The 22,505-nt window shown below is 52.3% G+C and carries 21 protein-coding genes; 10 read left to right on the top strand and 11 right to left on the bottom strand.

What is annotated here, in order from left to right; all coding sequences use genetic code 11:
* Positions 1–39: 39 nt before the first annotated feature.
* Positions 40–3,405, top strand: a complete 3,366-nt coding sequence (locus MF6394_RS00765; protein ID WP_078465830.1) for a UvrD-helicase domain-containing protein — start codon at positions 40–42, stop codon at positions 3,403–3,405.
* Between the two features lie 2 nt (positions 3,406–3,407).
* Here the strand turns inward: MF6394_RS00765 and MF6394_RS00760 are convergent, their stop codons facing one another.
* The 6 genes from MF6394_RS00760 to MF6394_RS00735 all read right to left on the bottom strand — a co-directional run bounded on the left by MF6394_RS00760 (position 3,408) and on the right by MF6394_RS00735 (position 6,576).
* Positions 3,408–3,932 (bottom strand): hypothetical protein, encoded by a 525-nt coding sequence (locus MF6394_RS00760; protein WP_078465829.1) that lies wholly within the window; start codon positions 3,930–3,932, stop codon positions 3,408–3,410.
* Position 3,933: 1 nt separating this feature from the next.
* Positions 3,934–4,155: a hypothetical protein gene (locus tag MF6394_RS00755; protein WP_078465828.1), complete on the bottom strand. Its 222-nt coding sequence runs from the start codon at positions 4,153–4,155 to the stop codon at positions 3,934–3,936.
* Positions 4,134–4,859 carry a Crp/Fnr family transcriptional regulator gene (locus tag MF6394_RS00750; RefSeq protein WP_078465827.1) on the bottom strand — a complete coding sequence of 242 codons (726 nt, stop codon included), beginning with the start codon at positions 4,857–4,859 and terminating at the stop codon, positions 4,134–4,136. Before MF6394_RS00750 ends, MF6394_RS00755 begins: the two co-directional genes overlap by 22 nt.
* Positions 4,859–5,272 carry a 30S ribosomal protein S10 gene (locus MF6394_RS00745; protein WP_078465826.1) on the bottom strand — a complete coding sequence of 138 codons (414 nt, stop codon included), beginning with the start codon at positions 5,270–5,272 and terminating at the stop codon, positions 4,859–4,861. The genes MF6394_RS00750 and MF6394_RS00745 overlap by 1 nt, the downstream gene beginning before the upstream one ends.
* Positions 5,273–5,347: 75 nt before the next feature.
* A complete protein-coding gene (locus tag MF6394_RS00740) occupies positions 5,348–5,614 on the bottom strand; it encodes a hypothetical protein (RefSeq protein WP_078465825.1) in 267 nt (88 codons plus the stop codon).
* Positions 5,611–6,576 carry a hypothetical protein gene (locus tag MF6394_RS00735; RefSeq protein WP_078465824.1) on the bottom strand — a complete coding sequence of 322 codons (966 nt, stop codon included), beginning with the start codon at positions 6,574–6,576 and terminating at the stop codon, positions 5,611–5,613. The genes MF6394_RS00740 and MF6394_RS00735 overlap by 4 nt, the downstream gene beginning before the upstream one ends.
* Before the next feature lie 186 nt (positions 6,577–6,762).
* Here MF6394_RS00735 and MF6394_RS00730 point away from each other — a divergent pair, with 186 nt between their 5' ends.
* Positions 6,763–7,131 carry a PilZ domain-containing protein gene (locus tag MF6394_RS00730; RefSeq protein WP_078465823.1) on the top strand — a complete coding sequence of 123 codons (369 nt, stop codon included), beginning with the start codon at positions 6,763–6,765 and terminating at the stop codon, positions 7,129–7,131.
* Between the two features lie 550 nt (positions 7,132–7,681).
* On the opposite strand, the gene MF6394_RS00725 is transcribed toward MF6394_RS00730, so the two are convergent.
* The 3 genes from MF6394_RS00725 to MF6394_RS00715 all read right to left on the bottom strand — a co-directional run bounded on the left by MF6394_RS00725 (position 7,682) and on the right by MF6394_RS00715 (position 10,366).
* Positions 7,682–8,839 (bottom strand): hypothetical protein, encoded by a 1,158-nt coding sequence (locus MF6394_RS00725; RefSeq protein WP_078465822.1) that lies wholly within the window; start codon positions 8,837–8,839, stop codon positions 7,682–7,684.
* Positions 8,840–8,841: 2 nt separating this feature from the next.
* Positions 8,842–9,276 (bottom strand): tetratricopeptide repeat protein, encoded by a 435-nt coding sequence (locus MF6394_RS00720; protein ID WP_169904180.1) that lies wholly within the window; start codon positions 9,274–9,276, stop codon positions 8,842–8,844.
* 112 nt (positions 9,277–9,388) lie between these two features.
* On the bottom strand, positions 9,389–10,366 hold the full coding sequence (locus tag MF6394_RS00715; RefSeq protein ID WP_078465821.1) for a DNA replication terminus site-binding protein: 978 nt from the start codon (positions 10,364–10,366) through the stop codon (positions 9,389–9,391).
* A 129-nt stretch (positions 10,367–10,495) separates the two neighbouring features.
* Between MF6394_RS00715 and MF6394_RS00710 the strand changes: the two genes are divergently transcribed.
* The 5 genes from MF6394_RS00710 (at position 10,496) to MF6394_RS00690 (ending at position 16,044) form a co-directional block, all read left to right on the top strand.
* Positions 10,496–12,148 carry a tetratricopeptide repeat protein gene (locus tag MF6394_RS00710; RefSeq protein ID WP_153045954.1) on the top strand — a complete coding sequence of 551 codons (1,653 nt, stop codon included), beginning with the start codon at positions 10,496–10,498 and terminating at the stop codon, positions 12,146–12,148.
* 97 nt (positions 12,149–12,245) lie between these two features.
* Positions 12,246–12,755: a DUF922 domain-containing protein gene (locus tag MF6394_RS00705; protein WP_169904182.1), complete on the top strand. Its 510-nt coding sequence runs from the start codon at positions 12,246–12,248 to the stop codon at positions 12,753–12,755.
* Between the two features lie 44 nt (positions 12,756–12,799).
* Entirely contained in the window at positions 12,800–13,930 is a 1,131-nt protein-coding gene (locus MF6394_RS00700) for an endonuclease/exonuclease/phosphatase family protein (RefSeq protein WP_228759002.1), read from the top strand.
* A gap of 22 nt (positions 13,931–13,952) precedes the next feature.
* A complete protein-coding gene (locus tag MF6394_RS00695; RefSeq protein WP_153045953.1) occupies positions 13,953–14,462 on the top strand; it encodes a hypothetical protein in 510 nt (169 codons plus the stop codon).
* A gap of 466 nt (positions 14,463–14,928) precedes the next feature.
* Complete coding sequence (locus MF6394_RS00690) at positions 14,929–16,044, top strand: hypothetical protein (protein WP_161952142.1); 1,116 nt, start codon at positions 14,929–14,931, stop codon at positions 16,042–16,044.
* A 373-nt stretch (positions 16,045–16,417) separates the two neighbouring features.
* Here MF6394_RS00690 and MF6394_RS00680 read toward each other — a convergent pair whose 3' ends face one another.
* Complete coding sequence (locus MF6394_RS00680; RefSeq protein ID WP_078465815.1) at positions 16,418–17,065, bottom strand: helix-turn-helix domain-containing protein; 648 nt, start codon at positions 17,063–17,065, stop codon at positions 16,418–16,420.
* 194 nt (positions 17,066–17,259) lie between these two features.
* Here MF6394_RS00680 and MF6394_RS00675 point away from each other — a divergent pair, with 194 nt between their 5' ends.
* Entirely contained in the window at positions 17,260–19,674 is a 2,415-nt protein-coding gene (locus tag MF6394_RS00675) for a UvrD-helicase domain-containing protein (RefSeq protein WP_078465814.1), read from the top strand.
* A 256-nt stretch (positions 19,675–19,930) separates the two neighbouring features.
* Here MF6394_RS00675 and MF6394_RS00670 read toward each other — a convergent pair whose 3' ends face one another.
* Entirely contained in the window at positions 19,931–20,332 is a 402-nt protein-coding gene (locus tag MF6394_RS00670; RefSeq protein ID WP_078465813.1) for a hypothetical protein, read from the bottom strand.
* A 124-nt stretch (positions 20,333–20,456) separates the two neighbouring features.
* Between MF6394_RS00670 and MF6394_RS00665 the strand changes: the two genes are divergently transcribed.
* Both MF6394_RS00665 and MF6394_RS00660 read left to right on the top strand, forming a co-directional pair.
* Positions 20,457–21,737: a site-specific DNA-methyltransferase gene (locus MF6394_RS00665; RefSeq protein WP_078465812.1), complete on the top strand. Its 1,281-nt coding sequence runs from the start codon at positions 20,457–20,459 to the stop codon at positions 21,735–21,737.
* 9 nt (positions 21,738–21,746) lie between these two features.
* Complete coding sequence (locus MF6394_RS00660; RefSeq protein ID WP_153045950.1) at positions 21,747–22,445, top strand: hypothetical protein; 699 nt, start codon at positions 21,747–21,749, stop codon at positions 22,443–22,445.
* The last annotated feature ends 60 nt before the right edge of the window (positions 22,446–22,505 follow it).

Below are 22,505 nucleotides of genomic sequence, written 5' to 3'. Positions count from 1 at the left end.
CGACGTTATTCTGGGTGTATCTGAATTGGAGCTGACCACATGACTGCATTCGTACCCTTCGCCGCTCTGCCGCACCTGGACCCTATTTTTGCTGGAATCCGAGGTCTCAGCATTGCAGATGCCGAAGCGCGCGCCCTGGCTATCGAACCTCGCCGCTCGCTACTGTTACTGGCCCCGGCCGGATCAGGTAAAACGTCTACCTTGCAAATGCGCTTGCTTTCCTGCCTGACAGTCGTGGAGCGCCCTGAGGAAGTGCTGGCTATCACATTCACCAACATGGCTGCTGCTGAAATTGTAGAGCGTGTTATTGGTGCGTTGCAGCAGGCAGCGACTGGCATTGAGCCTGAATTGGCCCATGAGCTCCCGCAATACCGTCTGGCTCGTTTGGTGCTAGATCGAGATAAGGAAATGGGTTGGAACCTTCTCTTGAACCCTAGCCGTCTGCGCATTATGACCTTCGATAGCTTTTGCGCTTCACTGGCAAGCAAAACTCCAATCATGTCCGGGCTGGGTGGCGGTAAAACTACCGACGATGCTTCGCTCATCTATCGTCAAGCGATTCTCGAAACCCTCAAGTCCGTTAACGACAACGACATTCCTGAGTCTCTCTCTAACGCGCTTGAGGCGGTATTGTCTTTCGCTAAAAACCGATTTGAAGCTTTGGTTCCACTGTTCGAAAACCTACTAATGAAACGCGATCAGTGGGCCGGCCGTATCATGGCACTGGACACTATTGAAATGCAGGAAGCGGTCAGCTCAGTTGTTCTGCATGCTGCCCAACAAGCTATTTCACTGATCCCAGGATCTGATCTCGAACGTGCAATGACTTGCCTTAAATCTGCCTCCGGTGCCCTTGATGGTTTCGAGTGGGCTGCGGAAATGCCCGCTGCCATTGCGAGTGCGAAAACGCTCGAATATTTCGGGCAATTTGCCTCCTACATGCTGACTAGTACCGGCACGCTCCGGGCGAAAGTAACCGTAGCCAACGGATTCCCAGCTAAGCATTTCTGCACAGTTGAGATGAATGGAATTCTGGCTGACCTCAAGGTTAACCCTCATTCTCAAGAATATGCTCAGGCCCTAGCCACACTTGCAACCCTGCCAGAACTTCAATACCCAGCTCGTTCAGCAAAAATGGTCGAGCACTTCACGGTAATTCTTCGGTATCTGTTGGCCAATCTGACGCTGGCAATGGAAGGGACAAACTCACTGGACTTCCCTGAAATCGCTCAGCGCGCCATTCAAGCTCTCGGCGCTGGTGAGACTGTCGGCGACGCCTTGCTCGAAGAAGACCGTATTCTGCATATCATGGTTGATGAATTCCAAGACACCAACCAGGCCCAATACGACCTATTGAAACTGCTGGTAGAGAACTGGGAGCCGGCCGACAATCGTTCTATCGCTTATGTCGGCGATGGCTTTCAGTCGATCTATCTTTTCCGTGGCGCTGACCTGAATCTGTTCACATCAGTTGTCGAGGCGAAAGCTTTCGGGCCCAAGCAAATGGATATTCTCCGGTTGACTGTCAACTTTCGGTCCTTGCCGGGCGTCGTTGAGTGGAATAACGCGACCTATGCCGAGGTCTTCAAAGACTCAGCTTATGAGTTCGTCCCATCGGTAGCGTTCCGGAAAGGCGATGGCGGTGTGAGCGTACACCCCGTGGCCACAGGTCAAATCGGTGAAGCCGAAGAAGTTACAAAGGTTGTTCAGGAAGCCCTTTCAAAAGACCCTTCAAAGTCGATCGCAATCCTAGTACGTGGTCGCTCGCACCTGAAACACATTCTGCCGATGTTAAAAGAGGCTGGAATTGAGGTTCGCGGTAAGGATATTGATCCCATTGGAGAGGCTGCCCCTGTCTCTGAAGTGATTTCACTGATTCGTTCACTCTGGCATTCCGCTGATCGAGCTTCGTGGATCGCACTGTTACGGGCAGCGTTCGTTGGTCTTAGCTGGGCAGACTGTTTGACTGTCGCCCGGGGGCATAACGTCATTGAGAATGCTCTACGCGACGAAGGCGTGCAGGCTCAATTGTCTTCCGAAGGACTGACCCGAGTGTTGAGGCTCTTGGAGGTTCTGGACGGAGTGAAGCGCTCCAGTCGTGGTTCAGAGCTGGGTTGGGCTGTTAAATCAGCCTGGATCGCCTTGGGCGGACCTGCAACGGTAAATACTGGCGAGATGGACGATGTGGAAACCATCTTCAAGCTACTCACTTCACACACGGAGTCAGGTGACCTTATTGACCCTCAGGCCTTTTTCCGCGCGATTGACAAAGCATATGCAAGCCCAAAAGCTGGCGCGGTAACAGTCATGACTTGCCACGGCTCCAAAGGCCTGGAATACGACATTGTGTTGATTCCTGGCTTAAACAAAGGCGGGGCTAAAGATGATGCGCCTCTGTTCTACTTCCGCCAGATGGATGGTGTCTTTTCCGTCGTTCCTAACCTCGGAGACTTGGACACTACCACCCCTGATAGTCGTCTATTCAAATTCGTTGGCCGCATGGTTCGCAAGGATATTTCTGATGAAGTATGTCGGGCGGCGTACGTGGGGACGACTCGGGCCAAAGAAGATTGCCACCTTTTCGTATGCGTCGACCGTTTCCCTGCTGCCGAGGGTGAGGTCCAGAAAGAGAAGGAAATCAAGCCAGCAGCAGGTTCGTTGGCTGAGTGCTTGTGGTCGGCTATTGGAGCCCAAGTGAAAGCGGTCGCCCCGGCATTCCCTATTGTTGCAGTTACGGATTCTGGGGTTCCCTCTAAGGCACGCCTGGCTCCCAGCTACAAAGTCGAATTGCCTAAAACGGTCTTTGTTCCGGCTGCAAGCAATGACCAAGTACCCACTGAAAATGAACTGAACGATGAATTGCGGGAGGAGGAGGGGAGCGACTATCGCGCCAAGACCATCGGTATCGTCTACCACTGGTTTGTAGAGCAGATCGGTAAGCAGGGTATCGAACTCTGGGATGAAGCTCGCGTGCGTACAAAGGCTCAGGCTATCGCATCGATGCTTCGTCGTGAAGGCTTCCCTGCTGCTGAGGTTCCTCAGGCGGTTGCTCGCATCCTCCGGCTGCTGTCCAATACCGTAAACAGTATTCATGGGCAATGGATCTTGAAGAAGCGTCCGGGCAGTGGCCATGAGGTGCAGGTCAGTGCATACCGTAACGGACGTTGGGTTCACCGCTTCCTGGATCGACCTTTTGAAGATGATGGGGTTTACTGGATCAGCGACTACAAAACTCCGGACTGCCCGGAGGGTATGTCCGAAGACGCTTTTGTTGCGCGGGAGGTTGAGCGGTACCGGCCGAAAATGGATGAGTACGAGCGTGCTGTGAAAGATGCCGGTATCACCATCCCTGTTAAAAAGGTGCTGTATTTCCCAGCATTCGACCGGCTTGCAGAGGTTGCCTAAGCCTAACGAGGGAACCTGATTTTCGGGTTCTTGACTGTGATGCCCATTCGCTTATGCAGAGGCCTTGAATCTTGCGGCTTTCTGTTCTTGAGTGAAATGGGTACCTCAGTCCTGATGGAAACCAAAGCTCGAAATAGCTGCTCATCGAACGGGATCTGCACACACTCATCTCTAAAGCTCAGCAGCCCAACCACATTCGATTCTTTGAATGCCTCCCGAGCAAGGCCGATATACAGCATCACCTGGTAGTATTCCCGGCGTCGTACGAACCCCTTGTACATTCGGTTTTTGAATTCACCGATTACAATTTGCCCTGTACGATTTCCGCGGAAAATGGCATCCGGTTCACCTGCTACGCCGAGTGCGCTGAGCCGTTTTCGTGGATGCCCCTTGCCTAGGTCAGTCCCTACAATTACCCACTGAGTTGCAGGCAGCGAAAACTGCTTGTAAATATCGAGTGGTGCCTTGGCTTTGAGGGCCAGATACAGCGACAGGGCCGCTACAATAATTCCAAGAATGATCAGCATGTCAGAATGTAATCACCTTAAAGTAGAGCAGGGCGGCGATGGCTACCAACACAATGGCAATAAATCCGCCTTTGCTTGGCCCCGCGCCGATCCGGCCATGCGCTGCGGTACCCATTTTGGCTAAACGTTGGTTGTATGCCCCACCACCGGCCCCAACGAACTTGCGCGGATCCTCTGCATAAGCGGCGATCTTGCTAACAGCTACGTTCGTACTGCGGCGCATGCCGAAACCTCAGATTGTGATTGAAAGAAAAAGGTCTTGTACCCATCAAACTTCAGCAACCCTTCCTCTTCCAATGCTTTGAACGCGCGACTGCCCGACCGCCTCTCGACCCCCGCAAGGGTTCTTATTTCATCTTTGCTGGCATGGACCTCTATACCGCGGGCCGTGGGGCGTGAGTCGGGATGCTCAACCAGCATGGTAATCACCCGCTTGATGCGATCAAGGTCCTTGGCAAATAGGTACTGCGCAGCCTGGGAATGCTTGGTCATCAAGTTCAGTTCAGCGGCCATGAGAACAGTCTCGCTGTAGCTGTTCGCTTTCATGAACTCATCGTATTTTGACTTTGAGACAGCGAGTAGGAAGGTATGGCTTCGAGTCTCGTAGCCAAACCGTACCTGCTTAGGTTGAAGTGGCCAGATTATGTCACCCTTCCGAAGGGCGTCTACGAAGATCCCCTTGCCCTGGACATCTGGCGAAAGTGCATAGGCAACCACGCAGCCTTGAAGGACGATGAAGAAATTCCCTCGGTCGATGTCCAGTTGAGTCTTTGGCGGGAGGTCAATCAATGTCCCGTAATGGTTGCCATGGATGAGCCAACTGGCCCACGTTCCCTTTTGAGGGCTTGTTTTGAACCAGTCAGGTTCGGGCGTTTCGAGGACGGCAATGTTTGGGTGTTTCATGGCGTGTGAGAAACCGTTTGCCATTATTGAGCTTCCTTCAAGTCGTATTGGCTCTGGTACGACTCGATCTTGATGTTGACAGTCGCCGGCAGTGGTAACGCCACGAGCGACATGATGGATTCCGAGGTTGGAGATTCAACCAGGAGGACATTCCTGATTCGTTTGGCTTTGGCGCAGTAAAGACCGCGGGAGCCATTGGACAGGGCTTCTCGGAGAATGATGTGACGTCTGCGTACAGTCGGAAGCGCGAGAGGGCCTCGCACCTTCACCCCTTGCGTGCGGCGCAGGGCAGTTTTAATCGTTTTGGCAGTTTGCAGGACGATAGGGTGGTCCAGCCCATCGATGACGATGTAGAAGCTGGCGGAGGAAAAATTCGAGCGCATGGTCCTGGGATCTGCAAGATCCCAGGCTTGGGCAGATTTCGCTTCGCTGTACATTGGACGGGGCCCTTGAAATATCTCATGCCCTAATAGTGGAAAGAGACAGCCCCATTTCAGCGACTTTGACCGATATTATTTGTTCAGATCTGCAATTTTCTGATGATGATAGAGGGCGCTTGCGAAGGATCGCTGCGCTTTCCTTAGGCGCAGTGCATCAAACAGCCCCGGGTCTCGGCGGACTCGGATTGTGTGCGGCCCAGTGAGAACCCCAAGGATCTTGTCGTAAAGAGCCATTATCTGGGGATTGGCGAGCTGGTTCACCATAGGGAGTGACTGTTCATGTGCAGAGACGGCCTGACTGATGACCTGTTGCTTCCAAAGCTTATAGTCGAGGATCACTTAATTGCTCCCTTGGGTTTTGACTTCCTGCGGGCCTGGTGCATAAAGACCAGATGCATCCCACCAAAAAACCACACAGCTATGAATGTGGTTGAGAACGAAAGTAGACCAACCTTGGCGACGTTGAGGGAATGACTAGGGAATTTTTCATCGAAAACCGCCCGATGTAGGGTGTCGTTTTTGTAAGCAGTGATGATCACCTTCTGGCTTGCGCTAACCCCCCTCAGGACGGTATCGGATTCGTTATCGGTAGCAGGGAAGACCTCTAGCCATCCGGTAACACTCATTTTTGAGCTTTCGATCGACTCTAGGATACCTTGAGCAGAAGGTGCAGCCAAAACCTCAGCTGGGATTTCATTTCCCACCCATTGAAAGCATTTGATGGGTAGACGCTCACATTCATACTTGAACCGACCCGGATAGGTCGCCGTCAGTTCCTCTTGGTAACGCATCCTTTCTGTCAGCAATTCGCCCTGGATGTAGTAAGCGAAGAGATAGTGGATGCAGCACAAGAAGGTGGTGTAGGCCACAAGGAAGAATGTGATGTGAATTCGCATGAAACTGCGGAACCCACGCTGGGCGATGAACCGCAAAATCAAGCTCGTAAAAACGAGAGCCAGTGTGTAGACGTCTCCGCGTTGGCGCTCTTCGCCGGTGGGTACGTGACCGACCATCCAGCAAATTCCTTCGTACCCCAGGTTAAGAAAATTGACCTCTTCTTGGAATAGTGAAACTGCGGCAATTGCCGCGAGCCACCCCAAGGTCATTTCACGGCGGAAATGAGCATAGATACCAGTCCATAAGCTCAGAAATAGAACGTAGACGCCAAGATCCTCGAGCACTTTCAGGAAAGTGATTTGTTCGCCGTCAGGTGTGGCGAATGTGAGAGTCACACACACAGCCAAGTAAACAAAAAGGAACACCGGGATCTGAAGTTGCCAGGGTATTCGGGACTCGAGCACACCAGCACCTCGGGGCCAAATTGAAGCTGTGCTAGGGAGGAATTTCATAAGGGGGTTTTGAATAGCCGTTGAATATGTTGTGACGATACTATTCAGTTCCTTGAAGGTGACCAGCCAAAAAGGGGTCTCGGATTTCTGTAACGGCGCTCTGAACAGATCCGCACAACTAGCTATAGGAAACAAAGGATGAATGCGTCCAGCCGACGGCACACGCGGTACGTGATCTCTGAAGGAGCGCTGCTCTCTCAAAAAATCAAAGGAAAGGGTTTGGTAGCAGGGCTCCTGGGTTGGGCCGATTGCCGGGTGCGAGATTTATCGATCGCGGGCGCTATGATCCTGACAGAAAAGAAGAAAGGAATCGGAGATGCTATCTCGATGAAGCTGATCCAGCGGAATGGTGACGAGCTTCAATTCGAAGGGAGGGTGGTGAACTGCGGTACTGATCATCGAAGCGGAAATTTCCAGCTTGGGATTGCCCTGTCCGAACAAGCTCCGGAATCTCGTGAACATATTTTTCTTCACAGTCTGGGCGAGTCCTTCCCCGAAGCGCGCTGACCCGATAGCAGTGACTGCTTGGTTGTGATACGACAAGGCCCGCCCATTTGCATGGACGGGCCTTGAATAAGTCGAGGAGAAGCAACGGCACCCATAGGCATTTGGATGTAGAAGGGGGTGACTTAGGAGTTAGGAGGTCTAAAGCCTATGCTTTCCTCAAGAAACTGTGTCAAAAACTGGCATGGGGGAGTGAACCCCATTCCGCACATTCTGTACGAACGACCGGGCTTTGTGAAGATGAAGGCCGTGAATTTGCGATAAATTGACACCTATGCAGCGGTCTCAGAAATCTCGCAAAGCGGCGAAAATCTGGAAAAGCTTTCTATCTCAAGTGTCTTCGACCCTCTCGCCGCCCATCGGTTCAAAAAAAACCAGGATTTTTCTTTTCTTGTCTCCGGCCCGAGTGGACTGGTAATGCTCTATTTCAGGGCGTGTAGCTTCCTGTTGCGGGAATTCTACACCTCCCTTTTACGACAATTCTGTCAACTTGGTTGTGATTCTTGGCAATAACAGACGCGCTAATTTAGGACGCGTCTGGGAATGAGAGAGCTCAACCAACGGCAGGCTTGCCGAATATCCGTTTGAATAGCGTAGCTCCTTGTGCCTGGGCTTGGGTTTCCGGCACGAGCTGGACGATGCTGAAGATTACTCCTGTGTCGTTCGAATGATAGGCGAGTTGCAGGTTGTTCTTCTTGAGGCCAATGAATGGAGCTGAAGCAACTAGCGATTGATCCATTTGCTCATGGCCCGTAGCAACCATTGTAGGGTCGAAGCCAAATATGACACGACTATCAAATTTGTCCCAAAGCATCGGGTCTGGATGAGAGATGGTTAGAACGACGTTGATGCCTACGCTACTGGCAAGCTTCAAACCGGCAGTGACCGATTCCTCATCCCTCGCGACCGATACCCGGTCGATGATGAGGGTGCGTCCACGCACAGCTCCCTCGTTAAGGGCAGAATAATGAGCGGAGACTAGCTGCTCGAGCGTGTAGGTACGACTTGGTAAAATCGTCACCGCCAAGTGGTGGTCTGGATGCTTCTGACGTTCACCCAGGATGAACGAACTGTGATCTTCAGAAAGCGACTTTCTGAAGACATCATGGCCGCGGCTGTAACGGTTCAGATAGTTGTCGCCATCGTGTGTGGCTCGCACTACGGCAACGAACAGGTCATCAAGGCGGTTCAGGCAAATCTCTTGGTCGATCCATTGAGAGATGTGCAGGGGCTCGGTATGGATGATTAGGGTATGGCCGGCATAATCACGTCCCAGTAAATATTGGGAGGGTGGCATGAAACCAGTGCGAGCCTTGAATCTCGCCATTTCCTCCGCTGATTGAGAGGTTGGATCTATCTTATCTTGCCTTGCGTATGCCTTCAGCGCTTCAAAATTGCTAAACCCCCACATGGTTGCAATGAGCGTTCCCTGAGGGTGCCCTTTACGAATGTCGGGTAACGTATTCTTGAGGGGATCCATGTTCATGGCCATTCGCAAGAACTCCATCATCTGGAGGCTTCGATCGGAAATGGCTCTTATCTGATCAGGGGTCTTGATCATCTGCAGGCCATTGATTGGCTCTTCGAGTTCACCAGTTTTAGCGTTCAGACGGTTGTACCCGTAGGCACGCGCAACGATCACATTTGCCGCTTCAGCATTAATGCCCAAGGCCATTTTCTTGACCAAACGTTCAGATTGCTCTTTGTACATGCTCACGAGTCCAGAAGGTTGGTGATGGGCTGGTGGCGCTCTACGAATCCAACGTAGGCCGCGTAGAGGGCTTTGTCGGACTTCTCGCTAAGCGAGGATGCCAGTAAGCGGTAAGCGCGGCGAAGATCTGGTTTGATGTCAGTCATGCCATGCTCGACGATCTTGACGAGCTCTATAGTGGCTTTAACGTAACCGGCAGAAGCAGCTCGCTCGATGTATTGGATGCCCTTAACTGGATCGGCCCCTGCGCGTTGTTTGAGGACGTGGGACATTCCGTAGGTGAATAGGGCGTCGGTCGATGCAGGTTTAGCAATGCAGGCGAGCCGGAGCCAGTGGTCAGCGCGGGTTATGTCAGTGTCTACACCGATGCCTTGATTGAGACACCTCGCCACTTGGAACATTGCTTTGCCATCTCCATTTTCAGCAAGCTCAAGCATGTCTCGATATGCGTTCGCTCGGTTTCGCTCATCGCAGGAGACCAGATCTCGAGTGAGACTGGCCAGGCGGAGACTGGTGGTTTGGTCAGTGGACTGCATTCTGATTATTGCCTTATTCATCAATTGAGGCAGGAAATGAATCGCTTTCGGCTTTCTGTACCAAAGGCCCAAAGACGCGATAGTTCTCGAGATACTGATAGAGGTTCATTTTCTTGATGTACGGTTCTTTCTCGAGTAGTTCGCGGCCGGCAGATTTGCGTCGTGCCGTGACTACGTCGTAGCTAAGTAGCGGTTTAATTGTGGGTGCAAACTTGCATACATCGATGTCGTAAACGAAGGGCACGGAAGAGATGATCTGGCGCACCGGCGTATCACCGTCACGAACCCGTGCTCGGATGTGGGGTTTGACTGGTCTCCGAATAGCGACCTGTTCATTGCCTAGCTTCCGTAAGAGATCAATAGCGGTCAGCAAGCCCTCTTCAATTGATCCCTCAGGAGCGTCGGACATGGTAGGACGTCGGTCGTGAAGCTCATCTAAGAGGTCTTCCCACTCTTTCACTAAATCTGAAGCCACATGCCTTGATCCGGATGTGCCGGTATCAGTCCAGTAGAAATTAATGGTCTGAGGGTTCATCAGCACCGGGGTGCAACGCATTGCCTGCTTTGGCGATATGGCCTCAAACTTAATCCAAACCTTCCGGCGATCGTTAGATTTCTTGATCTTGCCGATTAGCATTTCCAGCTTGCTGCGCAGATCATTCGTTTCGATGATTTTGGCAATCACTTCCCCAGGCAGCGCAACTACCCCTGGACTCCTCAAGGTTTCCTTCGCGTTCTGAGTTTCCTTCATCGTGATGCAAGTGAGGACGTCTATAGCTGCGTCGACCGCGTCGCTACCTTCAAGCCTCCTCACCGGGATAGGCGCAGCTTCGTCTACTTCTGGCTCTTGTCGAAACTCCATCTCAAAAATCGCATCGACTCTCAATCGGTGTCGTGAGTCATTGAGCATTCTGACCAGTACCTTGAGCTCGGCCTCAAGCTGTTTGACCACTGCGATTGCTTCACTGATAGCGCTGAGGTGGAGTTCCATAGAGATGTCCACTGCGTGAGCCCACACATCACTTTAACGGGCGTTGGATTTTCGACTAGGCGTTTTGAATTGGATTCTATTATGGCGCGGGTACACTCTGGCACATAACCAAATTGGGGTATCCGAATCTTGTCTCTGGCAAAAACCTTTGAATCTGCAGTGAACCTGGGCGCTCTTACTGAAGCCTGGTTGCGCACAATCAAGCCTCTGCTGAAGACCCAACTTTTCGAACTCGGGGTGAAGGCCAAGCTCAACAACGCTGCCTCGGTAATGGCCCCGGGAGCTTTAGTCGCGAATGTCGTTCGTCAATCAGGTATCAGCTGGAGCGAGAAGCCAATTCGTGTCCTCCTGCTGGGATCAGATCCTCTCATAAGATTCGATAAGTCCAAGTGGGCTAGCTTGGCTGGCGAATTTCTTGGAGCTCCAGGAGCTGTGGAGATCATCTATACCCTGGACGAGAATGCGGACTCCGAATTCTCAAAGCTTGCGACAGCGCTCAACCTTCCCGCATGTAGCGTATTGACCCACGGCGAAGCAGTCGAGAGCGGCTTTTCGAAGGTCGACTTGGCAATATGGGTTCACCCTGCCGCAGAGTCGGCAGACGAGGCTGAGGCTCTGAATACCTCCACTGCGATGTCGCTGTCCACCAAGCAAGGTGTTCCTGTTTATTCGGCCTCATTTAACGAGGTCGACCTCCACACACAGAATTTCCTGATTCAACATCACTCTGTGCAGTTGCAGCCACTTGGCGGTCCGATTACTCGCGGGGCCCCATCCATCAACCGATACGGCATTTCTACCTTCGGTTTAGGGGTAGAGGGTGGATGGGGTGCAATATTGGCAAAAGTTGAGCCGGCGCAGCAGCTCGGCGATCCCTGCGAGGCCGCTCTCGTACGCACGGCGATGAGACTCGTATGTGCTGAAGGAGCACTCCATACGTCATGGAGCCTGGGCCAGCGCATAAACGGTGTAGCCTTCAACCGGATCATCCCGTTGGGATTGCTTGGCAACATGGCCATCGACCCTTCAACTGGTCATGTCTTCCAAAAAAATGAAGACTCACGTGATCTCCGCGTTGTCGGCCATCTATGGGACAGCGAGCTTAGGCTGATGCCGAGCTCCAAGCGTGAGCTGTTGCTGTGGGCATGTCGAATTAAGCTGGCATTTCAAACAGAGCTGCCAAAAGAAGATGCCAGGCGCAAAGAGGCAATAGCCTCCCTTGAGCAGGGTTTTAATGACGGAATTGTCGAAGCTGCTGTAGCGCTGGCTCGGTGCTATGAGTCATCAAAAGCTGATGGAAGCGATGTAACGGCACATCTTTGGCAAAGCAAGGCTGGGGCCCTGCACCCATTGAGCTCTTACGGCTTGGCCTATGAGGCTTTGGGAGCTGGAGACTTAGCCGCCGTTGAGCGATATCTGCGAATCGCTGTCGAGTTCGGATACCCGATTGCGATGACAGACCTCGGGAAGATGCTCTGTGACAGTAAGCGAGTAGACGAGGGTCTGGCTCTCTTGAACGAAGCCGCCTCTCGCAAGGATCCTGAAGCCAATTACGAGCTTGGAGAATTGTCTGCCAAAGGTGGTGACCTGCAAGGCGCCCTGGAATTCCTTCGCGCGGCATGGATCTATGGTCATGTCGACGCAGCAGCCCTTGCGCGGCAAGTAGCCGATTACATGCTTGAGCACGGAATTGGGAAACGCTCGTTAATCAAGCGCGAAGCGAAGGAAATCGCTGCATTTCAAAAGAAGCTCGACACCCGCTTGGTGGCAAATGCTACTTAGGATTCGACTGAGTGCTTCAAATTGGGCTGGAAGAATCGCTATATCAGCGATCCTCGCTTGGATGCCTTTACATTCTGTGGCATCAACGGTTCCAGTTGTGGATTCCAAGTTGGTCACTTACGGAGTGTCCGGGCAAACCATCGATCAAATTCAACGATCGATTGCAGAGCATACACCCAGTCGAAACGGGGGCTCCTACTACGCCGGCGTCACGATATGGAATCTCTCAGCATCCTATGACCTGATTCCCTCCCCACATGGCTGCCTACTCGATAACGGGCAGGTGTTCTTGAAAATCAGGATTCACCTACCTGTTCTGGAATCGATTCCCAAATCCCCAGGTGTTGAGCAAGAGTGGCGGCGGTTTTACAGCGCCCTCAATGCTCATGAAGCATTGCATGCGCAAAACGCCTACCGGGCCGCCACCACGCTACTGGCAAAAATAAACGGGACACGCACTGATGTGCCCTGTTCTCGCGCCAAGGTGATCGCTGAGAAGGCTACGGCCGCGCTGATAGAACGGATTTCTGCCTACGACAAAGATCTAGACATTCAAACCCGTCACGGAACTACGCAGGGCGCTTATTTGAACCCCGTTGTCAGATGACCCCCCCCACAGAATATGAAGCCTAACTGCCTGGAGCATAACCTTTGAAGAAAACGTTATTGATGTCTGCTTTGTTGGTGTTGGCTACTGCTATATCAGGGGTTGCCGCAGCCGCAGACGCTCGTGTTGGAACCTGGAATACAATGCGTCTGGGCAACGGTGACCAGAAAAGTTACCCAGCTTTAGCAGCAGTCGCCGCCAATGTTGACGTCCTGGCCGTTCAGGAGGTGATGAATGATGAGGGCATCCAATACCTAAAACTGGCACTGGAGCAACGGACACGTGAAAAGTGGAGCTCGCTGTGCTCAAGCCCTGTAGGCTCGCGCAGTTATAAGGAGCAGTATTGCTTTCTTAGCCGCGATTCGGCAGTTCAATATGAAGACGGCGCCGTAAGCTTTTTGGATCGTAAGCATGTGTTCATGCGAGAGCCCTATAGCGCGCGCTTTAAGTCCCTCAGTGACGGCAATACCTTCGCCTTGGCCACCGTACATATCATTTACGGCAAGTCAGCCGCTGACAGAACCCCAGAGCTGAAAGAGCTCGGTAATTACTGGGAATGGCTCGAGCAGGTATACCCAGGAGAGCCCATCATGCTGATGGGTGATTTCAACATGCCCCCTTCGGACCCTGCGTTCGAGTCCCTTCGAGCACGTGCTATCCCAATGGTTACAGACGGCGCAAGCACGTTGTCGAACACAAGCGGTCGGTTTGCCAATCTGTACGACAATGTGTTTGCCAACCAGTCAGCGCGATCGATGATGTCCGGTGTTGGGATCGTCAATTACCCTGCGATGCTCAAGGTAAGCCATGAGGATGGGCGGCGCGCCGTGAGCGATCATGCGCCAGTGTTCTTCCAGCTTGGGAAGGCTAGGCTGGGGAGTGCTGTCCAGATGGCTTATCCTCAAGGACCCGCTCAGCTGATGCACCAGGTAGTGAATGCTCCGGCTCGTAATGACTCTGTCTTCACTCCTCTCGCATCGACCGGGCTTGGTGCCCTTTCTACCGCTTCGAATACTCAGGTCGGGAGCGTGCACGGTAATAAGAGCTCCCATATCTACCACCTTTCCAGCGGTTGCCCGTCCTACGGAATGATCTCGGAGAAGAATCTGGTGGTATTTGCTAGTGAAGCCGAAGCGATTACGAGCAACTACAGGAAGGCGGGTAATTGCAAGTAAGGTAAGCAAACGGCATCTTGTCATGAATGACGGTAAATATAAAATGAGAGACCCAATGAAAGCCACAATGCAGCAGGCAACCGAACACAATCAAAACGTACTGAATGTCCTAACTGAACTTCTTAGTGTACTTCGCGATGCAGATGCCATTATCGGTCGTGACGAAGAAATTTTAGCTTTCGACAGTCACCGCACCCTAGCGGCAATTCATGGTGACATACACTCTGTTTTTGGCTCGCTAAGTTTGATTGCGGGAGGTGAATATTCTGGCGGGTGGAACGTGTTCTCTCAAACCCAACAGAATAAGGACTTCTTTCTGCTCAATATTCGCTCCCTGCTCCGTGAATCGGACTTCAATAACGGCTTCCCGCTGATCACAGATGTTTGCACCCTGATCGAAGGGTTGCCGTGTATGCCACCCGAATACGCTTTGAAGGTCAAAATCGCTCACGATAAAATCTCTCATGCGATGAGAAGTTTTCGCTCGAAAAACAGTGGAGAGATTGAGGCGGCGATTTTTGACCACGAATGACCACGGAAACAGTCCTGACTGTTGCAAACAAAAACGAGCCATGCGATCTGTTGGCAGCAAACAACATCGTTCGACACAAGACAACTTATTGCGACACTCGGCATTATAGATTGACACAAAAACGCTGATGAATCGCCCTCTGGAGCAGAGCAACAGCCTGCAGCGCCCGGAATCACTGGTAGGTTGTGTCAAACTATGTTGTCGTTGCTGTCCGGGTTGATACGTGAGTGGTCAGTGATTTAGGGGCTTTGTGTCAATCTATGTTGATGCCACCCAGTGAACCCGCAAAGCGCGGTCAACGCCCGCTTCACATGCGAAGGCATTGTGCTGGACGAAATCGTCGCCCGAATCGGTTTGAAGATGCGCAGCAGTGAAATCGTATGTTTAACTGACAACACCGTGTGGTGAAAAGCCTAAGGTGGCGCAGTGCAGATGTATCGCCACAGCGATGGCGGGATACCCAGCGTTGTTTGAATACGAGGCCACCGTCATGACGCAATTCATAGCTACTGAACACAAATTGGCTCGCCTATGGGTCGAGGTCTGCGGCAAGAGCTTGGGCATCGAGCGTGCTGAGGCCGCAGCCATGTATGCAAATCTGTGCGGTTTCCGAACTTGGGATGCAGTTACCAGTGCGATAGGGAACAAGCAGCCCAGTGTTCCAGACGAGCAACTAGAAGTACCCGAGTTGATGGCTCGACGGGATAGCTACATTGCTGTGATGGTTGATGTCTTTGCGATAAACCCATCGATGGCCGTCCACCTGGCCGCGAACCTCAGTCCCTCCAGCGGCAAAATGCCTAAGACTATATCAATCAACCGAAGTACTTTGCATTCTCCGCCTGAAGATGAAGGTTTGAGCCTCTATGTGCCGGGCTTTGATGATCCTCGGGTAGCAAACGCAATGCTCAAGGATTTGCTAGGTGGTGCGCCAGGCCTCGAAGGCTGCAATCTGGATAACTTAACCGACCGCCTGCGCATTTCTCATCCGGTTGAACCGGGGGATTTCTGGGACTTTTACAGCGATCAGGGCTTCGACCTGATCGAAGATACCTTTGTCGAAGATTATGAATACGGTGGACCATCGTTCTTCATGCCGTGTAGCCCTGAAATATCCGATAGCGAAAAGGTACCGGTCTTCCTGACCAGCCTTGCTTACACGCCGCTAGATCATCATGACCAGATGGCAGATGAGGTTCGTCGAGTGATGCTTGAGAGCGCCAAAGCGATCACTGGTGCGGATACCCTGCTCCTCTGCTGGGGACATTTGCAGCAAAAAGAAATTGGGGGCAAGCGGTTCACCTACGCTGGCCAGATTCATCATGAGGGGACTTGGCGCGATCTGCTCCTGAACAGATCGCTGGACTCATTCGACAAGTTGCTTCGTGCAACAACTGCTCTACAGGACATTAATGAGCCAGGGCCAGAGTTTCAGGACAGCGGCTCGGAATGCATGATTCGCTTCTTTATGGTGCAGACCCAGTGCGAGTCTAGCGCGGAGTTCTTCCAAAAATACATTGTGAACAGCATCGGCAACCCCAGCGGATGGTCAATTGGGATTATTACTAGCAAGTCCGAGTAGACATCAAGAAAATCGCATGAGGAACACCCAAGCCCCGCCTAACCCGTGGGGCCGTTGCCGTAGGGGCGGCGTGATTTTCGCTCCCAGGATCGATCGTGAATATCAAATACTGGGGGCTATCGGCCGTGTTCTCGTTGCCTCGCAACTCGGCGATGGCATCAAGGTAACCGTACAGTTTTCGAGTAAACAAGCTGTGAACGATCAGGAAGCATTCAGCCGCGTGGTGGACGAATTAGCGGCTTTAGTTCGGCAACTAGTCCACCAACTCGGTAAGGTCGCACCAGATAGCGACCTCCCGGCGAAGGCTCTGGACTAATTAAAGCGCAAGTGTCTGCAAGGTAGTCCACTACGCAAAGACACCCTGCAGCTCACCTCACCTGGTGGTGCTGGCATGGACGAGGGTCTGCCTTCCCCTGATGCTGATAAGACCTTCCTGAGAAAGCTCCTTCATCACCTTTCCAACCATCTCTCGCGTGCACCCGACCATGGACGCGATCTCGACCCGTGTATTCTTCAATACGTACCCCTCTGGGTGAGAGATTGCACCGGGTAGACTGCATAGTTCCACGAGCGCGCTTGAAACTCTGCCGCGAACGTCATAGAAGGCAAATTGGCCGACCTTGCGTAAAGACCTAACGCTCGTGCGTGAAAGCTCACGACAGAGTCCAAACATCGCAAGAGGCTGAGATGCACAGGCCTGCAGCAGCTCTTTGGCAGTCAGCACGTATGCAAAGCACTCAGATTTGGCAAGCACGTACATTTCGATCTTGTTGCCTTCTCCGGGATCGATGCTTCCAAATACGTCGCCAGGAATTAGGTGCGCAATGTTGAGCTCGCTTACTTGAGAATGATCAGTGACTTGTATAGCCGCAGTACCTTCTGTGAGCAAAAAAACACATGGTTCCTCAGAGTCGAATCTCATCAACGTCGAACCCCGAGCAAATTTTCGTCTTTTGCCCGACGCAGTAAACAAGGTATTAGCGCCTGCCTTCTGGAGCGCACTGCTGCCGGCATGTTTCATTCATCGCTCCATCATCTGTAAGTCCCATAATGACGAGATACCTGGTCATTGGGAGATGGCAGGACGATACCCAGATTCAGTGGAAGGTGTTACTCAAAAGAGGGCTGTGTAATTTCCGTGAGCTCGTTTTGGGTAGCACATAGAGGATCCTGAAGACACACTTGATCTATTAATTTGTTCGACAGGCGATCACAGTGAATCAACCAATCGAGCCACCCTACGAACTCGATGAGCTTCCATTTCATCATCGCTTGGCAGCCCAGGTGTTGGGTGCTGGATTGGATCTACTTAATGCGAGACATCTCGAGTCCTGGGAGGCTGGCCGCCGTATCGGTCTCATGGAGGCCAAGGCATTAGCTCAGCAGTCATCTACCCAGGATCAGGTCGTAATTCCCGGTTTGAAAACCACTGAGCCCGATCATCAGGTCACAGGCAAAGATGACTTGGTGTTTGGCGGCGAACGCATTCATATCAGCAGTGATGCTCGCGCAGCTATGCGCGCTGACTGTGAAGCAAGGCTAGATAAGTGTGCACAGCCCACAATGGAGCAATGGAAGGCTATCCTTTCGACATCCAATACGACTCTTCTCGGAGGTGGTGCGGGTACTGGTAAGACCAAGACATTGCTGTTCAGGGCATTGTTTTTCCATCGATATGCGCAGGTCCCTCTATCTCAGATACGTATTCTCACGTTCAGCCGTGAGGCTCGTGTAGAGATGGCCAGCGATCTACAGGAGGTCTTTGGTCTGTTCGGTGTGGTGCTCTCGCCGGCCGAATGTCAAGCGATAGTGATGACCCCACGCTCATGCCTTTTAACCCAATCGATGGCTCTTCCTGACCTTGCCACGGTGATACCGCTTGAGAACTATGGAGCCAGCCCGCCTGACACATCTGCCCTCGCTGACGGCCGACCCTTCGAGGCGTCATTGAACAATACGCAGAGGGTGGAGATGACCAAGTGCCTCAACCTTCTCTATCGATCCAATAAGCGGTTCAATGAAACTTACATTGCTTTGTGGATTTCGTCGCTAAGACTACCTCAGCTTGAAGTCGATTCACCCGAAGTCGTAAGGCGCGCTTCATTGGGATGGAAGCTCAGCGAGCATGACGAGGCCCTGACCAACTCTGTTGAGGCTTTGTGGCGCAAAGCAAAGGCCTGGCCTGTTGAGGGTGTGACAGCCGCTAGAAAGGTCTTCACCGTCAGAGGTCGACCTTATGCAACACATGGCTACATCCCACAATTGAAACTCCACGTGGTGCTTGGCTTCGATAGGTCGGAAGGGCCGAGCTTGCGCCGCGATCCTTCAGCTTCAATGGAACTGTACAAAGAGGTCGCGATCAAGCGCACCCTGTTCCAGGCCTACTTTCCAGAGGGTGTGGTGCACCTGGACTCCTATCAAGATGCTGCCGAACTGTCGGAGAGGCTGAAATACCTCGCTCAAGCCGCTCCAAGCTTTTCTTACGCACTACAAGGTCAAACAGGTCCGGTACCGGTTCTCGATTCGTTCAATTCAACGTCAGCCTTACTTGATTCGCTGGGCATAGAGGTAGGGTCTGTGCCTGGCAGAATGAATTTTCTACCTGCAGATTCTGACGCACTCTACTTTGAGGCATTGGCGATTTACTGGGAGGCCCTTGAGCGGCACCTCTCTAAACTAGAGGGACCGGTGATTCCGTTTGGTCGTCTGTTCGCCGCGCTTGGGGGCGGTAAGCTGCCAGCCGTACGGTACGTGCCTATGAGTATTCTCGAGCAATGCCGCCACCTTCTCATTGACGGTGCAGAAGATCAGACGCTCCCGGTTGCCTCTTGGGTGCGGTCGGTACTGATTGAGATACGTAGAAGAGACTCAGCTCAAATATACACAAGGGGTTTGTCATCAAGTATTACAGTGGCAGGAGATCCGAATCAGTGGGTGTACGGTAGTTTTGGGGCGACTCCAAAATTGTTCTTTGACTTCGAAGATATGTTTAGTAGTCCGGTACCGGCTACGAAGGTGACCCTGACCGAGTCATTCCGGTCTACTCAAGCCATTATCGATGCGGGATCTAACCTGGTCCAAAACCTTTCTTTGGGAGTAAACCGAAGCCCTAGGTCTATTCGACCTCCAAAGGGGGAGGATCAGCCTGTCAGGATAGTTGGTGATGATCTGGATCAACTTCAACGCATCTGCCAGTCAGCAGCGGCAGATGGCTACAAAGTTTTGATACTCATCGACAGCGAGGTCGACAAGGCTTGGGTCGACTCTGCTGTTGGGGACCAGATTAGAGATGATCGTGCTTCAGGCGGGCGGTCTATCCGTGTTCGTTCATTCCACAAGGCGAAGTCACTTGAAGCGGACATCGTCGTGATGGTCGGAGACCCGTCGACTGGTGTTTCGTCTTGGTACCGCAATCAGCTCTACAAGATAGCGGGGTTCAGTTCGGGTGGTGACTCTGCGCCGGGGGATACGGTCTCTCACGGCGAGGCTTTGCGCCTAGTCCACGTGGCAATCACCAGGGCGAGGCATAAGTGCATTTGGTTTCCAAATCGCGGAGTGGGTACTGTCCGTACCGCGAGTGTGCTGGGTGGGCTGATGCCGGGACTCTTCGATGATGAGCGCCGTGCTTGATGCGGTAGGTATTTAGTAGATGGGCTGGTAAAGCCGATAGGTGATGCTCGAAATAGTGGTGAGGAGTTTGTGCTTGTTCTGTCAGGTGTAGATCTCGATGGGGCGTATGGGCTGACTGAGAAGTTTAGTCATTAAGTGGAGCGTCGCTACATGCATCTCAGCGTTCCTGTAGGCAGAGTGACCATAAGCGCTGACGTTTGTGCAGGCTTACCTGGTCAGTGCTTTGCGGCCACAAACAGTGGGTCGAGCCCTCTACTCAGCGAATTATTTCGGGCGTAATCAGGCTGCTCTGGCTTTCTGACTCGACGTCGGCAAAAGACATCAACATCAGCCTTCTAATCGGTTCAGGGAGCACTTTTACCTCTATGGTGACCCCTTCGTAGATAGCTTCGGTTTCAGAGGCTCTGAATACGCCATGGGGAATCCATGGCTCATGTCCAAGCCACCGCCTGGCCTGGTAGTCGATCATAAAGCCGTATACCTCGATCCAGAGGTGTGGACGCACGATAGCGCCGCGGGCGGACAGTGCCCCCGCTTTGAGAATTGGTTTGTGCCCTCTCTCCGTCAAAACGGAAAAGACAATTCGTGAAAATCCATCGCATTCGACGTTCGAGTGCTGGATAGGGTCGAAGAGGGCAGCCAGTTCATCGCGGGTCACAGTAGATCTCCATAGTGGAGTCAAGACTTTAACCGCGCTACATCATCCCTACCACCTGAAGGCTTCTGCCACAGGTTTCGCGATGGGAAGGTAGGGCATCGATATTTTAGACGAGTTATCAGCAATGAAGTCTTTTAAGGCCAAGTCAGTACCAGCTTCGCAAGGTGAGCTTTTCGGGGCAGATCAGATCGCCGCCATCTATAGATCCCAACCGGAAGCACACATCGACAATGCCACCTTGTATGGATTGGTTGCCATGCGAAACGGATTGTCGGCTGGCGCATTGAACGAGCGTGTACCCGTAGGCCGATCAGGGCAGCGGCATAGCCTAGAGAGGCGTGCGATTCGATGGACGCAGCAAGATCTGCGCAGGGCAGGGGTCCTTGAGCGAGTACCGGGTGAGCGTGGTATTTGGCGCCTTACGGAGGAGGCTAAGCGCGATTTAAACATGGCGAAGCCAGGCGTCAAGGTACTTGGCTTTCGAACTGATCTAGGTGTCGCAATTTTCGGCGGTAGCGAGTATATCTTCAATAACTTAGATGTTCAGCCAGTATCAATTATTTGCAGTCCTCCCTATCCTTTGGCAAAAAGTCGGGCTTACTCTAATCCTACCCAATCGGAAATCGTTAAATACATTGTGGGGATTCTTGAGCCAATTATTGAAAAGCTTGCAGACACAGGTAGTCTCGCTATCAATGTCAGCAATGATATTTTCCTGCCTAATTCCCCCGCGCGCTCAACCTACGTTGAGCGATTGACGATAACACTGGAAGACATGGGTCTAGGGCTTATAGATCGTTTGGTATGGAAGTCCAACAAGCCGCCTGGGCCAGTTCATTGGGCGTCTAAGACGAGGCAACTTCTTAACGCAACCTATGAACCAATTCTAATATTTGCAAAGAACCCAAAGCTTTTTAAAGGGGACAATAGGCGCGTTCTCGAGCCTCACTCTGAGCGGCATCTTGCATTAATCAATTCAGGTGGCGAAAAGAGAACAACAAACTATGGGGACGGTGCCTATCGGCTACGGGTTGGCAGTTACAGCAACCAAACTGAGGGACGTATTCCTAAGAACGTACTGGAGCGCGGCATTCGCTGCCCATATGGCTCACAGTTTCGTGCTTCAGCGGAAGCGCTGGGGTTGCCTAGTCATGGTGCGGGCCAGCCCTTTAGCGTTGCTGAATTCCTTATCAAATATTTGACTGAGGAAGGTGACCTTGTGGTGGATCCATGGGGTGGCCGCTCGATGACAGGTTTGGCCGCCGAAATGCTTAATCGGACTTGGATCACTGGCGAGCGGGCTCTACAGTACGTTCGTGGTGCAGCAGAGCTATTCCGCGAGCGCCCAGGCTTTCGTATCAACCCTCAACTAGAACAAGCATTCGCCGGCTCAGTCCAGCGCTAAGGATCCATTTTGCCAGCCATCAACGTTGCTGAGTTTCCTGCATTTCTTCGCGCCTATCGCTGGACTAACGTTAATCATGCTTCTCGTGGATATCCAGGGGACACGTTTCCTGATTTTCCATGGATTCAGTCGCTAGAAGGACGTGGTGTGAGGATTGTGGCGAAAGGTGTCATTACTGCGTGCCCGACGGACTACCTTCGCGAGATCCTTGCATGGGGCGCGGGGAAGAATGACCCCGGGATGAAATTTGAGGCCGGGCTGGGTAACGTGTCTCTCATTGTAATCCTCCAGCAAGTAGTGGCCAGTCTTGAACAGCCGCTTGCTGCTATTGACGCTGCTCTTAAAATTCCGGGATTTGGTCTGACGTATGCTTCCAAGCTTCTCCGTTTTTTTGACCCTGGCCGGTATGGGAGCTTGGATCGCCGGATTAGGCTTGCACTGTTGAAAGCAGACCTACTTCCCAAAATACACGATAGCTATAAAAGCTCGATGATCGAAGGCTACGTGAAATTCCAAACACTCTGCGAGAGTTTGGTTTTCGAGCTCGAGTCTAAGGGCATATGCCGCCCGGAGTGCAATCTACCCTCCGCTGCGTCAGCGACGGGATGGCGCATCGCCGATGTTGAAATGGCTCTCTTCACCTGGGCCGATCGCGGCTTGCAAACGGAAAAGGGCAACCAATTCGAAACGGTGAATCCTGACATCTAGTGATAGACTTGATATTGATCCTCCGTTCTGCGTTGGCCCACTTTACACCGAATCATTTTT

The sequence above is a fragment of the Pseudomonas sp. MF6394 genome, assembly GCF_002018845.1.
Taxonomy (GTDB): domain Bacteria; phylum Pseudomonadota; class Gammaproteobacteria; order Pseudomonadales; family Pseudomonadaceae; genus Aquipseudomonas; species Aquipseudomonas lactis.
Note: the sequence above shows the minus strand (reverse complement) of the source record. Positions and strands in the feature narration are given on the sequence as shown.

What these genes read in the sequence shown, in the direction of transcription:
- MF6394_RS00765 (WP_078465830.1), top strand. Translation starts at nt 40, where the DNA reads ATGACTGCATTCGTACCCTTCGCCGCTCTGCCGCACCTGGACCCTATT.
- MF6394_RS00760 (WP_078465829.1), bottom strand. Translation starts at nt 3,932, where the DNA reads ATGCTGATCATTCTTGGAATTATTGTAGCGGCCCTGTCGCTGTATCTG.
- MF6394_RS00755 (WP_078465828.1), bottom strand. Translation starts at nt 4,155, where the DNA reads ATGCGCCGCAGTACGAACGTAGCTGTTAGCAAGATCGCCGCTTATGCA.
- MF6394_RS00750 (WP_078465827.1), bottom strand. Translation starts at nt 4,859, where the DNA reads ATGGCAAACGGTTTCTCACACGCCATGAAACACCCAAACATTGCCGTC.
- MF6394_RS00745 (WP_078465826.1), bottom strand. Translation starts at nt 5,272, where the DNA reads ATGTACAGCGAAGCGAAATCTGCCCAAGCCTGGGATCTTGCAGATCCC.
- MF6394_RS00730 (WP_078465823.1), top strand. Translation starts at nt 6,763, where the DNA reads ATGAATGCGTCCAGCCGACGGCACACGCGGTACGTGATCTCTGAAGGA.
- MF6394_RS00725 (WP_078465822.1), bottom strand. Translation starts at nt 8,839, where the DNA reads ATGTACAAAGAGCAATCTGAACGTTTGGTCAAGAAAATGGCCTTGGGC.
- MF6394_RS00720 (WP_169904180.1), bottom strand. Translation starts at nt 9,276, where the DNA reads ATGCTTGAGCTTGCTGAAAATGGAGATGGCAAAGCAATGTTCCAAGTG.
- MF6394_RS00715 (WP_078465821.1), bottom strand. Translation starts at nt 10,366, where the DNA reads ATGGAACTCCACCTCAGCGCTATCAGTGAAGCAATCGCAGTGGTCAAA.
- MF6394_RS00695 (WP_153045953.1), top strand. Translation starts at nt 13,953, where the DNA reads ATGAATGACGGTAAATATAAAATGAGAGACCCAATGAAAGCCACAATG.
- MF6394_RS00680 (WP_078465815.1), bottom strand. Translation starts at nt 17,065, where the DNA reads ATGAAACATGCCGGCAGCAGTGCGCTCCAGAAGGCAGGCGCTAATACC.
- MF6394_RS00665 (WP_078465812.1), top strand. Translation starts at nt 20,457, where the DNA reads ATGAAGTCTTTTAAGGCCAAGTCAGTACCAGCTTCGCAAGGTGAGCTT.